The sequence below is a fragment of the Vibrio sp. Isolate33 genome, assembly GCF_022397895.1.
Classification (GTDB): Bacteria; Pseudomonadota; Gammaproteobacteria; order Enterobacterales; family Vibrionaceae; genus Vibrio; species Vibrio pomeroyi.
Genome location: NZ_JAKEUP010000010.1, coordinates 125,005 through 138,406 on the forward strand (window position 1 = coordinate 125,005; position 13,402 = coordinate 138,406).

Annotated in this window: 14 protein-coding genes; 13 read left to right on the plus strand and 1 reads right to left on the minus strand. The window is 45.9% G+C overall.

Annotated elements, in window-relative coordinates; all coding sequences use genetic code 11:
- Window positions 1-74: 74 nt before the first annotated feature.
- From frsA to L1D37_RS15175, 13 genes are all read left to right on the plus strand, one after another.
- Window positions 75-1,328: an esterase FrsA gene (gene frsA / locus L1D37_RS15115; RefSeq protein WP_239848375.1), complete on the plus strand. Its 1,254-nt coding sequence runs from the start codon at window positions 75-77 to the stop codon at window positions 1,326-1,328.
- Window positions 1,329-1,472: 144 nt separating this feature from the next.
- Complete coding sequence (crl, locus tag L1D37_RS15120) at window positions 1,473-1,862, plus strand: sigma factor-binding protein Crl (RefSeq protein WP_123311983.1); 390 nt, start codon at window positions 1,473-1,475, stop codon at window positions 1,860-1,862.
- A 76-nt stretch (window positions 1,863-1,938) separates the two neighbouring features.
- Window positions 1,939-3,123: a glutamate 5-kinase gene (proB, locus tag L1D37_RS15125; protein WP_171349567.1), complete on the plus strand. Its 1,185-nt coding sequence runs from the start codon at window positions 1,939-1,941 to the stop codon at window positions 3,121-3,123.
- A gap of 66 nt (window positions 3,124-3,189) precedes the next feature.
- Window positions 3,190-4,440: a glutamate-5-semialdehyde dehydrogenase gene (locus L1D37_RS15130; RefSeq protein ID WP_239848376.1), complete on the plus strand. Its 1,251-nt coding sequence runs from the start codon at window positions 3,190-3,192 to the stop codon at window positions 4,438-4,440.
- A gap of 154 nt (window positions 4,441-4,594) precedes the next feature.
- Window positions 4,595-5,044, plus strand: a complete 450-nt coding sequence (gene nrdR / locus L1D37_RS15135; RefSeq protein WP_004734394.1) for a transcriptional regulator NrdR — start codon at window positions 4,595-4,597, stop codon at window positions 5,042-5,044.
- Window positions 5,045-5,084: 40 nt separating this feature from the next.
- Window positions 5,085-6,164 (plus strand): bifunctional diaminohydroxyphosphoribosylaminopyrimidine deaminase/5-amino-6-(5-phosphoribosylamino)uracil reductase RibD, encoded by a 1,080-nt coding sequence (gene ribD / locus L1D37_RS15140; protein WP_239848393.1) that lies wholly within the window; start codon window positions 5,085-5,087, stop codon window positions 6,162-6,164.
- Between the two features lie 69 nt (window positions 6,165-6,233).
- Window positions 6,234-6,890, plus strand: a complete 657-nt coding sequence (locus L1D37_RS15145; protein WP_048612249.1) for a riboflavin synthase — start codon at window positions 6,234-6,236, stop codon at window positions 6,888-6,890.
- Window positions 6,891-6,998: 108 nt separating this feature from the next.
- A complete protein-coding gene (gene ribBA / locus L1D37_RS15150; protein WP_176680330.1) occupies window positions 6,999-8,108 on the plus strand; it encodes a bifunctional 3,4-dihydroxy-2-butanone-4-phosphate synthase/GTP cyclohydrolase II in 1,110 nt (369 codons plus the stop codon).
- Between the two features lie 279 nt (window positions 8,109-8,387).
- Window positions 8,388-8,858 (plus strand): 6,7-dimethyl-8-ribityllumazine synthase, encoded by a 471-nt coding sequence (gene ribE, locus L1D37_RS15155; RefSeq protein WP_004741508.1) that lies wholly within the window; start codon window positions 8,388-8,390, stop codon window positions 8,856-8,858.
- Window positions 8,858-9,325 (plus strand): transcription antitermination factor NusB, encoded by a 468-nt coding sequence (gene nusB, locus L1D37_RS15160; RefSeq protein WP_004734399.1) that lies wholly within the window; start codon window positions 8,858-8,860, stop codon window positions 9,323-9,325. The genes ribE and nusB overlap by 1 nt, the downstream gene beginning before the upstream one ends.
- A gap of 115 nt (window positions 9,326-9,440) precedes the next feature.
- Window positions 9,441-10,415: a thiamine-phosphate kinase gene (gene thiL, locus L1D37_RS15165; RefSeq protein WP_239848377.1), complete on the plus strand. Its 975-nt coding sequence runs from the start codon at window positions 9,441-9,443 to the stop codon at window positions 10,413-10,415.
- Window positions 10,415-10,921, plus strand: coding sequence for a phosphatidylglycerophosphatase A (pgpA, locus tag L1D37_RS15170; RefSeq protein ID WP_239828699.1), 507 nt, complete (start codon window positions 10,415-10,417; stop codon window positions 10,919-10,921). The genes thiL and pgpA overlap by 1 nt, the downstream gene beginning before the upstream one ends.
- A gap of 74 nt (window positions 10,922-10,995) precedes the next feature.
- Window positions 10,996-11,355 carry a putative quinol monooxygenase gene (locus L1D37_RS15175; RefSeq protein WP_102437309.1) on the plus strand — a complete coding sequence of 120 codons (360 nt, stop codon included), beginning with the start codon at window positions 10,996-10,998 and terminating at the stop codon, window positions 11,353-11,355.
- A gap of 150 nt (window positions 11,356-11,505) precedes the next feature.
- Here L1D37_RS15175 and dxs read toward each other — a convergent pair whose 3' ends face one another.
- Entirely contained in the window at window positions 11,506-13,389 is a 1,884-nt protein-coding gene (gene dxs, locus L1D37_RS15180) for a 1-deoxy-D-xylulose-5-phosphate synthase (RefSeq protein WP_239848378.1), read from the minus strand.
- Window positions 13,390-13,402: the final 13 nt, after the last annotated feature.

Below are 13,402 nucleotides of genomic sequence, written 5' to 3' on the forward strand. Positions count from 1 at the left end.
TTTGAGAAATGACCCTTTATAGGGTCATTTTTTTTTATATGATTAGTGACAACCATTTCTTATTAAGTATCCCAATGTCTGAATCAGAAGAAACGAGCTCGAACCTTTCGGAAACCTTGTTTGTAAAGCACAAGCAGGCCAAAGAGACCTCAATGCTGACACAATACATGCCAAGCTCTGAAGCGTTATTGGATGAGAAGCGTGAGCAGCAGAATTTATCTTGGTATCGAAACCTAAGACGTCTTCAGTGGGTATGGCAAGGCGTTAACCCAATTGAGCAAGAGGCGGTATTGTCACGAATCGCATCGTCAGGCAACTCACGCACAACCGATGAGTGGTTGGATACCGTGATGGGCTACCGCAGCGGCAACTGGGCATACGAGTGGACCAAGCTAGGTATGCAACATCAGAACCGTTCTAATGAAAAGAGCGGTGAAGAGATGGCGGAAGAGCTGTTCTCTGCGTCTTTGTGTTTCAGCATTGCGGGCTACCCACATCTTAAGAACGATAACTTGGCGGCTCAGGCTCAGGTATTGGCGAACGCGGCCTATTCGGAGGCGATTAAGCACACCAAGCTGATCGTTAAGCAGATTGAAGTGCCGTACCAAAACAAGAAGATCAAAGCGAATTTGCACCTAGCGAAAACAGACAAGCCTCAACCGGTTGTTATCGTGAGTGCTGGTTTGGATAGCTTACAAACAGACATGTGGCGTTTGTTTAGGGATTACTTAGCACCTAAGAACATCGCGATGCTGACGGTAGACATGCCATCGATAGGCCACAGTTCTCACTGGCCATTAACGGAAGATTCTTCGTGCTTACACCAAGCGGTATTGAATGAGCTGCCAAACATCCCTTGGGTTGATCATCACAAGGTGGGCTTATTTGGCTTCCGCTTTGGTGGCAATGCCATGGTGAGATTGTCGTTCGTTGAGCAACAGAAGATCAAAGCGTGTATCTCTCTTGGTGCGCCTATCCACGATATCTTTGTTCATGCCGATAAACTTAAGCAGATGCCGAAGATGCACTTAGATGTGCTGGCTTCTCGCTTAGGTAAAGGTGCGGTGGATATTAACAGTCTTTCTGGGCAGTTGATGGCGTGGTCACTTAAGGTGCAAGGGCTGCTGTCAAACAGTAAAACCCGTGTTCCTATCTTGGCATTAGCCTTAGAAGGGGACCCAGTATCACCGCCAATGGATAATCAACTGGTTGCTATTTACAGTGATTACGGTAAAGCGAAGAAAATCAAAGCTAAATCAATTACACAAGGTTATGAGCAATCCCTCGAATTGGCGATAAAGTGGCTTGAGGATGAATTATTTAGATGACATTTCTCCTAAATTAGTTAAGCATGAAAAGTGTACAGATTAAGTACCTGATACTCAGAGAAAATTTATAAAATCCAACTGCGTACTTTCAACGTATTGCAGTCTGAGTAACGTCATTCTTAACATTGAAAACGGAGATTCAATATGTCAGAAGTGACACAAGAACCAACGCATTATCGCTTGTTAAACGTTTTAAAGGCCATTGGTCCTTATTTGAGGGAGCCGCAGTCAGAAGAAGGCCATTATCTTTTTGATTGCTTGTCTGTGTGTGTGAACGATAAAAAATCACCAGAAGAACGTGAGTTCTGGGGCTGGTGGTTGGAATTGGATAAGTCGGAAGAGGGATATTCGGCGAAGTACAACATCGGTAAATACAACATTGAAGGCAACTGGGATTCTTTACCACTGCCTAAAAAGGCGGTCGCTGAGGTGTCTCGAACTCAAGAAGCCTTCCATCAAAAATTGGTTGATGAACTTCAAAGTAAGTTTGAAATCAGTATCCAATTAGACGAAGAGTCTGTCGAATTCGTCTGATTTTAAAGGTTACTCTTCTCTATAAAGCAAAAAGGTGCGATTTCGCACCTTTTCTACTTGTGAATTCCCCTGTTGATTGCTAAAACATCACCTCTTATTTGTTTTATCCATAAAAGACTTCATGACAACAAATCATCAAAGCGGGACAACAACACAGCGTAAAACTGTCGTTGTTAAACTGGGTACCAGTGTCTTAACTGGTGGAACATTGGCATTAGATCGTGCTCACATGGTTGAGTTGGTTCGTCAATGTGCTGAATTAAAAAAACAAGGCCACTCTGTGGTTATGGTTTCGTCTGGCGCAATTGCAGCAGGACGTGAGCACCTTGGTTACCCCGCACTTCCCAACTCAATGGCGAGCAAACAGTTGCTTGCGGCAGTTGGGCAAAGTCAGTTGATTCAAGTTTGGGAGTCTTTGTTTGCTATCTATGGCCTTAAGATTGGCCAAATGCTACTGACTCGTGCTGATCTTGATGATCGCGAGCGTTTTCTAAATGCACGTGACACGATCAACGCACTCGTTGAGCACGACATTATTCCTGTCGTAAATGAAAACGATGCAGTAGCGACCAACGAAATTAAAGTGGGCGACAACGATAACTTGTCGGCTCTGGTTGGTATTTTATGCGGTGCGGATAAGCTTTTGCTGCTGACCGACCAAAAAGGTCTGTTTACAGCTGACCCTCGCAAAGACCCAAATGCTGAGCTCATCAAAGAAGTGAAAACAATTGATGACACACTGCGTAAGATCGCAGGCGGCAGCGGCACTACGTTGGGGACTGGCGGCATGGCAACAAAACTGCAGGCGGCAGATATTGCTCGTCGTGCAGGTATTGAAGTTATTATTGCGGCAGGCAGTGCTGAAAATGTGGTGTTCGACTCTTTGAGCGACAACCCACAAGGCACCCGTTTCCTACCGTTAGCTGAAGCGCTTGAAAACCGTAAGCGTTGGATTTTAGCTGGCCCTGCTTCTGCAGGTGACATCGTGGTAGACGATGGTGCAGTAAACGCTGTTAACACCAAAGGCAGCAGCTTGTTGGCGAAAGGGGTTATTCGAGTTCAAGGCGAGTTTTCTCGTGGTGAAGTTACCCAAGTCACAGACAGCAAAGGCAAGGTAGTGGCGCGTGGTATCGCTAGCTACTCAAGCCAAGACCTAGCAAAAATAGCAGGCAAGCACAGTAAAGATATTGGCGACATACTTGGTTACGATTACGGGTCAGAAGTCATTCACCGTGACGACCTTGTTGTAATCCAAGAATAGATCGTGATGAGAAGGCGAATCGCCTTTTTGCATCCAAAGACAGACAGAATTTAGGGAGAGTTAAACGTGGATTTAACTAACATGGGTATCGCAGCAAAAGAAGCTGCTTTCCACCTAGCGACCGCATCTACGGCGCAAAAGAATAAAGCATTGGCGATCATCGCTGATGAACTAGAAGCAAACGCAGCAACGATTTTAGAAGCGAATGCGAAAGACATCGAACTAGGCCGTGAAGCTGGTTTAACTGACGCACTGCTTGACCGTCTACTTCTTAACGAAGAGCGCTTAACAGGCATTGCTAACGATGTTCGTAACGTAATTAGCCTGAATGACCCAGTTGGCAGCGAGATTGACAGCAAAGTACTGGAAAACGGTATGTCACTGTCTCGTCGTCGCGTACCACTTGGTGTGGTTGGTGTTATCTATGAAGCGCGTCCGAACGTAACCATCGATATTGCGGCACTGTGTCTGAAAACAGGTAACGCAAGCATCTTACGTGGTGGTAAAGAGACGTTCTTCTCGAACATGGAACTGGTTAAAGTCATCCAGTCTGCACTAGAGAAAGCGAAACTTCCTGCGGCTTCTGTTCAGTACATCGAGAAACCGGATCGTGAGTTGGTATCTCAATTGCTTAAACTGGACGACTACGTGGATATGATCATTCCTCGTGGTGGCGCTGGTCTGCACAAGATGTGTAAAGAGAACAGTACGATTCCAGTGATCATCGGTGGTTTCGGTATCAGCCATATCTTTGTTGATGAGAGCGCTGATCTTGAGAAGTCTGTTGATGTGGTTGAAAACTCAAAAGTTCAACGTCCATCTGCATGTAACTCATTGGATACGCTGTTAGTACATGAAGCGGTTGCTGAAGCTTTCCTTGCTAAGCTAACACAACGTTTAGCTGGCAAAGTAACCTTGGTTGCTGACGCGAGTGCAAAATCATTGCTTACTGGTTTTGAAGACCAACGTGACGCGGTTGAAGGCGACTTTGACACTGAATGGTTAAGCTACACGCTAGGCGTGAAAGTGGTTGCGGACGTTGCAGAAGCGATTGACCACATGCGCGTACACAACGCGAGTCACTCAGACGCAATCATGACTAACAGTCTAGAAAGCTCTGAGCGCTTTATTAACTCGGTAGGTTCTGCTGCGGTTTACGTGAATGCATCAACTCGCTTCACCGATGGCGCACAGTTTGGTTTAGGTGCAGAAGTGGCGGTATCTACTCAGAAACTGCATGCTCGCGGCCCAATGGGCTTAGAAGAATTGACAAGCTACAAATGGGTGGGTAAAGCGAACTATTTAGTTCGAGGTTAACGTTCTCGTTAATTTTCCTCCTCAGCTCATTTTGAAATTGCTATCGCGTAGCAATAATCAATGAATCACCACACAAAAGGGCCTTAATTGGCCCTTTTTCTTTCCTAACGTTTGGCAATTCCGTTACACTGATATTCAATTATTTGGAGGTGATATGCATTGTCCTTTTTGTTCAGAGAACGACACTAAAGTAATCGATTCAAGACTGGTAGCCGATGGTCATCAGGTTCGTCGTCGTCGTCAATGCCTTGCATGTAGCGAACGTTTTACTACGTTCGAATCGGCAGAACTTGTGATGCCTAAAGTAATTAAGTCGAATGGAAACCGCGAACCATTTAATGAAGATAAAATGGTCGGTGGTGTTCAGCGCGCCCTAGAAAAACGCCCAGTGAGTGCTGATGCAATTGAACTTGCGATCAGTACGATTAAGTCACAACTCCGTGCAACTGGTGAGCGTGAAGTACCAAGCGAGATGATCGGTAATCTTGTGATGGGCCAATTGAAAGAATTGGATAAAGTGGCGTACATCCGTTTTGCCTCTGTTTACCGCAGCTTTGAAGACATCCGAGAGTTTGGCGAAGAAATCGCTAAATTAGAGGACTAACCCCTCAATCATGTCTAATTTTACTCCCCTAGATTTTCAAATGATGTCGCGTGCTATTCAATTAGCGAAACGCGGCATTTACACCACTGCGCCAAACCCAAATGTCGGCTGCGTCATCGTACAAACCGATGGTCAGATCGTTGGTGAAGGTTTTCATGCTAAAGCGGGCGAACCTCATGCTGAAGTGCATGCCATGCGAATGGCTGGTGAAAAGGCAAAAGGCGCAACAGCTTATGTCACACTAGAACCTTGTTCTCATTACGGTCGAACGCCGCCTTGTGCTGAAGGTTTGATTAAGGCTCAAGTTTCAAAAGTGATTTGTGCCATGCAGGACCCAAACCCTAAAGTCGCAGGGCGTGGTATCAACATGCTACGCGATGCGGGTATTGAGATTGAAATCGGTTTGCTTGAGCAAGATGCTCTCGACTTGAACCCTGCATTTATCAAGCGTATGCAAACAGGCATGCCTTTTGTTCAGCTTAAGATGGCAGCGAGCCTTGATGGGCAAACAGCATTGGCAAATGGTCAAAGCCAATGGATAACATCGCCAGAAGCACGTCGTGATGTTCAAAATTATCGAGCAAAATCAGGTGCGGTGCTATCAACCAGCCAAACGGTGATTGAAGACAACGCATCGCTGAATGTTCGTTGGGCCGAATTACCAAGCAGCACTCAAGCTCATTACGCTGAAGACGAACTACGTCAGCCGATTCGCGTGATTCTTGATCGCCAAAATCAACTGCGCCCTGAGCTCAAGTTGTACCAGACGCCAACATCGGTATTGAGAGTCGCTGAAGCCTCTGCCGATATTACAGTTGGAATAACGGATGCAGGTCAGCTGGACTTACACGATTTGATGCGTCAGTTACCTGCGAATCATATTGACCATATTTGGGTCGAAGCGGGCGCCACGTTGGCAAAAAGCTTGATTGAAGCGCAGTTGGTGGATGAGCTAATCCTCTATTTAGCACCTAAACTTATGGGCAGTGACGGACGAGGTTTGATGGGCGCATTAGGGCTCACCTCAATGTCTGATGTGATTGACCTAGAAATTAAAGATGTTCGACAGGTTGGTGTGGATATTCGCATCGTAGCGAAACCCGTATTTCGAAACCGATAATAACGAAACTATAGTGGGAATAAATCCGCTCACTACATACATGTCGTTGACAACAAAAAGAGTTTTAAAATGTTTACAGGAATTGTAGAAGCCGTAGGTACATTGAGTGCAATCACTCCCCGCGGAGAAGACATCACCGTAACGGTTAACGTGGGTAAGCTTGATATGGCTGACGTTCAGTTAGGCGATAGTATTGCTACCAATGGTGTTTGTTTGACGGTTGTTGAGTTCAATGACCACAGCTACAGTGCAGACCTTTCGCTTGAAACCCTGAAAAAAACGGGTTTTGTCGATTACCAAGCTGGCGATAAGGTGAACCTAGAGAAAGCGATGCTACCGACGACTCGTTTCGGTGGTCACATCGTATCGGGTCACGTGGATGGCGTGGGCGAGATTGTTGAGCGCAACCAAGTTGGCCGTGCGATTGAGTTCTGGGTAGAAATGCCGGCTGAAATCTCAAAGTACGTCGCTCAAAAAGGTTCGGTGACGGTGGATGGTATTAGTCTTACCGTGAATGATTTACGTAAGAATGCATTTAAGCTAACGATCGTTCCTCACACATCTTCAGAAACCACCATCGACCAATTCAATGTCGGTCGCAAAGTGAATCTAGAAGTCGATGTGTTAGCACGCTACATGGAGCGTCTACTTCAAGGCCAACAGCAAGAGTCTGAGCCTGAATCTCGATTGACGATGGAATTCTTACAGCAGAATGGTTTTGCCTAATCGTTGAGACAAAGTGCGTTAAGCATCACTTTGTAAAGCGAAGCAATATCATCAGGTTTAAATAGTGTCGGTTCTAGGAAGCAGAACCATTTCAAAGGATATAGAACAATGCCAATTAGTACTCCTCAAGAAATTATTGAAGACATTCGCCTAGGAAAAATGGTTATCCTGATGGATGATGAAGATCGCGAAAATGAAGGCGATCTGATCATGGCAGCAGAACATGTTACGCCAGAAGCGATTAACTTCATGGCGATGTACGGCCGTGGTTTAATCTGTCTAACGCTGACCAAAGAGCGCTCAAGCCGCATGGGTCTTGCGCCTATGGTTCAAGACAACAACGCTCAGTACACCACGAACTTTACGGTTTCGATTGAAGCGGCAGAGGGTGTAACGACCGGTATTTCAGCATCAGATCGCGCGGTTACAGTTCAAGCTGCAGTGGCGAAAGATGCAAAAGCGGCTGACCTTGTACAACCAGGTCATATCTTCCCGCTAACAGCGCAAGACGGTGGTGTTCTAACTCGCGCTGGTCACACAGAGGCAGGTTGTGATTTAGCTCGTCTAGCAGGCTGTGAGCCAGCATCAGTCATCGTTGAGATCCTAAATGATGACGGCACTATGGCGCGTCGCCCTGATCTTGAAGTGTTTGCTGAAAAGCATGATATCAAGCTAGGTACCATCGCTGACCTGATTGAATACCGCAACAATACAGAAACAACTATTGAGCGTGTTGCACAATGTCACCTACCGACTGAATTTGGTGATTTTGAGTTGGTGACTTACCGCGACACGATTGATAACCAGATCCACTACGCGATGCAAAAAGGCGACCTATCTAATGGTGCTCCTTTAGTGCGTGTTCATCTACATGATACGTTCACCGATCTGCTTCATTCTGATCGTGGCACTGAGCGTAGCTGGTCGTTAGATAAAGCGATGAAGCGCATTGGCGACGAAGGCGGTGTGTTGGTGATTCTTGGCAACGAAGAGTCGTCTGACTCTCTGATCCACAAAGTGAAGACGTTCGAAGCTCAAGATAAGAACGAACAGCCAACGATGGCTAAGAAGCAGGGTACTTCGCGTCGTGTTGGCGTAGGTTCTCAGATTCTACAAGACCTTGGCGTTCATGATATGCGTCTATTGTCTTCAAGCACTAAGCGTTACCACGCACTAGGTGGTTTCGGTCTGAACGTGGTTGAATACGTTTGTGAGTAAGCACTCACAGATTAATTTGTAGCAACACAATCAATGATGACTCTGATTGCTCTTTTGGTGACGAATTAGACCAAAAGAGCACAGTCGCTAAGCTTAATTTTTCGTGCGTTAAATGCAGATGCTTGGCGACTTGTTGTTCCTATACGGTTGGGAGCAGCGCTGCGTTATCATCTTTACATCTCCGGTGTCTGTTCTGCTAAATTAGCATTAGATATTGCTCACAGTTTTGTGCTAGAATCCGGCGATTCTCACTTGATGAAAATAGTTAAAGGAAGGCTTATGAAAGTGATCGAGGGTGGCTTCCCAGCGCCAAATGCAAAAATTGCTATCGTTATTGCTCGTTTCAACAGTTTTATTAACGAAAGTTTACTTTCTGGTGCAATCGATACTTTAAAGCGTCACGGACAAGTAAGCGAAGACAACATCACTGTTGTTCGTTGCCCTGGTGCAGTTGAACTTCCACTTGTAGCGCAGCGCGTTGCAAAAACAGGTAAGTTCGATGCGATTGTATCTCTTGGTACAGTAATTCGTGGCGGTACGCCTCATTTTGACTATGTTTGTAGTGAATGTAATAAAGGTTTGGCACAAGTTTCTCTGGAATACTCTCTTCCAGTAGCATTCGGTGTGCTAACTGTTGATACGATCGATCAAGCTATTGAACGCGCAGGAACCAAGGCTGGTAATAAGGGTGCAGAAGCTGCACTTAGCGCACTTGAGATGATCAACGTTCTTTCTGAAATCGATTCCTAATGGGGGCCAGTGTGAAACCAGCCGCACGTCGTAACGCACGTCAATTTGCTCTACAAGCAATTTATTCTTGGCAAATTACTAAAGAAAATATTGCTACCGTTGAAGAACAGTTCTTATCTGGTGGTAAGTATGATGAAGAAGAGCATCATGCTGCAGAACCTGCACTTGCTATGCCAGAAACAGACGTTGCATACTTCCGCGACCTGCTAACTGGTGTTGCTCTTAGCCACATGGAACTTGATAGCAAGCTTCGTCCATTCGTATCTCGCCCTATGCAAGATCTGGATCTGATGGAACTAGCGCTTCTACGTTTAGCTATGTACGAGATGACTCGTCGCGAAGATGTACCATACAAAGTGGTTATCAACGAAGCTATCGAGCTTGCGAAAGTATTCGCAGCAGAAGACAGCCATAAGTTTGTTAACGGTGTGCTTGATAAAGCTGCACCGCACGTTCGTAAGAAATAAGACGTTCGTATATTGAATCTAAAGGTCAGCTATCATGCTGGCCTTTTTTGTAACTAAATTTCTGTAATACCAATAATTATGGAGATTTGTATGAAGACTAAAGATAGGGCATGTGATGTCTGGCGAATTTAACCTGATTGAAAAATATTTTGTAAATCGACAACCACAACGTAAAGACGTATATCTGGCAGCTGGCGATGATTGTGCTTTGGTTAAAGCACCGAGCAATGTTGAGATTGCGATCAGCACCGACACCTTAGTCGCGGGCACTCACTTCTTAGCGGAAGCGAACCCGGCCTGGGTTGCACACAAGGCTTTGGCGTCTAACATCAGTGACCTTGCGGCTATGGGCGCGACACCCGCATGGGTTTCATTTGCGTTAACCATGCCGGAAGTTGATGAAACGTGGCTTGCCCCATTTTGTGATTCATTTTTTAAACTGGCTGACTATTTTGGTATCCAACTGATTGGTGGTGACACTACCAAAGGCCCTCTGAGCTTGACGCTTACCGTGCAAGGCTTTGTTCCTGAAGGTCGAGCACTACGCAGAGATGGCGCGAAGGTTGGTGATTGGATTTACGTAACCGGCAATCTGGGTGATAGCAAAGCTGGGCTAGAGGTGTTATTGAACCCTGAACAGAACAAAGCTAAGCCTTACGCTCTTGAGCTTGAAGAGAGGCACTATATAAGCTCTCCACGAGTGCTAGCAGGGCAGGCGCTGGTGAACCTTGCTTCGTCTGCGATTGATATCTCTGACGGTGTGATTGCTGACCTAAAGCATATCCTGAAGCGTTCAGAAGTCGGCGCAAGCATTGATGTGAGCACGTTGCCTATCTCTCAAGAGTTACGCCAGTTTGCACCTGATATTACTGCAGCGCAGCAGTACGCGCTTACCAGCGGCGAAGAGTACGAACTTTGCTTTACGGTGCCGGAAGAAAATAAAGGTTCACTGGAAAGTGCTTTGTCACACACTGGAACAAAAGTCACCTGCATTGGCCAGATAAGACCTGTAGAATATTTTGAATTACACAATAATGGTGAACCATTAAGTTGGAGCTTAACTGGTTACGATCACTTTAAGGTTAATTGATGACAAACCCACTATCTGCAATCTCTCTTAAAAACCCTTGGCACTTATTAGCAACGGGTTTTGGCAGTGGCTTATCGCCTATTATTCCCGGAACAATGGGCACGCTTGCGTCTATTCCATTGTACTTATTGTTGGTTCAATTACCTTTCCCGGCTTATGTTGCCATCGTGGTGGTCAGCTGCATTATTGGTATCAAGATCTGCCAAGTGACGTCTGATGATATGGGGGTTCACGATCACGGGTCTATCGTATGGGATGAGTTCGCAGGCTTTTGGATCACAATGGCCCTAGTGCCAATGTTGAATATCCCTGCTGATGATTGGAAATGGCTATTAACTGGCTTTGTGCTATTCCGTTTCTTCGACATGGTAAAGCCTTGGCCAATTGGCTGGTTAGACGCTCGAGTTCATGGCGGCTTAGGTATCATGATTGATGATATCGTAGCGGGTATTATGGCGGCGATTTCGCTGTATGCCGTGGCGCATTTTGCAGGTTGGCTAGTTTAAGAGCTAGGCTGTATTTGCTATAAAGATTTAGATATAACGGCTTAAGTCTAAAGTAAAAAAAACAAGGAATTACAATGTCTAAGAAGGTTTACTGCATCGCTCAATTTCAGCCAAAAGAAGGCAAACTGAACGAGTTGTTCGAGGTTTTAAAATCACTAGAGCCAAACACGCTGCGTGAAGATGGTTGTATTCAATACACAGTGACTCGTCACATTCAGAGCCCGTTTGCTGAAGGCCAGAGTTTCCCTATTGCTTTCAACGAAATCTGGGCGGATAACGAAGCGTTTGAAGCGCATTGCCAACGTCGAGAGATTCAACAGTTTTTCCAAGAGCAGTGTGTTGAAGAGACTGGCTTAGTTGAGAACTTCAATGTGGCTATCTACTCTGATGAACCAGAGAACTATGATGCACCAGTGCTTAAGCCTTGTTGCTAAGTAGGCTTAATTGCTATTAATTACTAAGCTAAACAGCTAAACAGCTAAACAGCTAAACAACGAATAGTTTATCAGTTAGCAGATACTAAAAAGGTTGACCCTAGGGCCAACCTTTTTTGTTTCGTAGCTTATGCTGTTTGCTTGCGAAAGCTATTTGGCAAGGTAGTCAGAGATAGACTTCTCAATACCTTTCGCATCTAAGCCAAGCTCTTTATGCAGTTCGCCTTGAGTACCTTGAGCAATAAACTTGTCTGGAAGGCCAAGGTTCAATACTGGCATTAGCAGCTTCTCTTGCATCAAGAATTCAATCACACCCGAACCCGCACCACCTGCGATGGCGTTTTCTTCGATAGTAACCAGTACATCGTGGTCAGCAGCAAGTTGTTTGATCAGAGCTTCGTCTAGCGGCTTCACAAAACGCATATCTGCAACCGTCGCATCAATAGCGTCAGCGGTTTGAAGTGCACTTTCTAGGAAGGTACCGAAGCTTAAGATTGCGACTTTCGAGCCATCTTTTGCTTTCGTACTTTCTCGAACGATACGACCTTTACCAATCTCGAGCGCAGTAAACTCACTTTGGATCTCAGTACCCATGCCATTACCACGAGGGTAACGAACAGCACTTGGACCTGTGTGTTGGTGGCCTGTGTATAGCATTTGGCGACATTCGTTTTCGTCACTTGGTGCCATGATCACCATGTTTGGAATACAGCGCATGAAGCTTAGATCGAACGCACCTTGGTGAGTTTGACCATCGGCGCCCACAAGACCTGCACGGTCAATTGCGAACATAACCGGTAGATCCATGATAGCCACATCGTGGATCAGTTGATCGTAGCCACGTTGTAAGAACGTCGAGTAGATAGCCACAATCGGCTTATCATCCGCAATCGCCATACCGGTTGCTAGCGTCACAGCGTGTTGCTCTGCAATCGCAACATCGAAGTATTGCTCTGGGTATTCTTTCGAGAAACGCACCATGCCAGAACCTTCACGCATTGCTGGCGTGATCGCCATTAGCTTAGGATCTTGCGCGGCCATATCACATAGGAAGTCGCCAAAAATCTTAGAGAAAGTTGGTTTAGAGCTGGTGCTCTTAGGCAGACTTGAGTGTGCAGGATCGAACTTAGGTACACCGTGGTAGCCAATTGGATCTTTCTCTGCTGGCTCGTAGCCTTTGCCCTTCTTGGTCATGATATGCAGGAACTGAGGGCCTTTAAGGTCTCTCATGTTCTTAAGCGTTTTAATCAGCTCATTCACATCGTGACCGTCAACCGGGCCAATGTAGTTAAAGCCTAACTCTTCAAACATGGTGCCAGGGACAACCATGCCTTTTAGGTGTTCCTCTGTACGACGAACTAGCTCTTTAATCGGCGGAACGCCAGATAGCACTTTCTTGCCGCCCTCACGAATAGACGTGTAAAGACTGCCAGAAAGAACTTGAGCTAGGTGGTTGTTCAGAGCACCTACGTTTTCAGAGATCGACATCTCGTTATCGTTAAGGATAACCAGCATGTCATTGTGAATATCGCCCGCGTGGTTCATAGCTTCGAAAGCCATACCTGCGGTAATCGCGCCGTCACCAATCACACTCACGACTTTACGATTCTTGCCTTCTTTTTTGGCACTGATTGCCATGCCGAGAGCAGCACTGATCGATGTTGAAGAGTGACCAACAGAAAGCGTGTCGTATTCGCTTTCTTCACGCCATGGGAATGGGTGCAGACCATCTTTTTGACGGATAGTCGACAAGCGGTCACGACGACCAGTAAGAATTTTGTGCGGGTATGCTTGGTGGCCAACATCCCAAACCAATTGGTCAAAAGGCGTGTTGTACACATAGTGCAGAGCTACTGTTAGCTCTACCGTACCTAAGCCTGATGCTAAGTGACCACTTGACTGGCTCACTGAGTTAAGAAGATAGGTGCGTAATTCATCACAAAGCTGTGTTAGCGTCTCTTTCGGAAGAAGACGCAAATCCTCTGGCTTATCAGCCAAAGCAAGAGTTGGGTACTTTGATATATCAAGAGTCATAGGTAATGCGCGC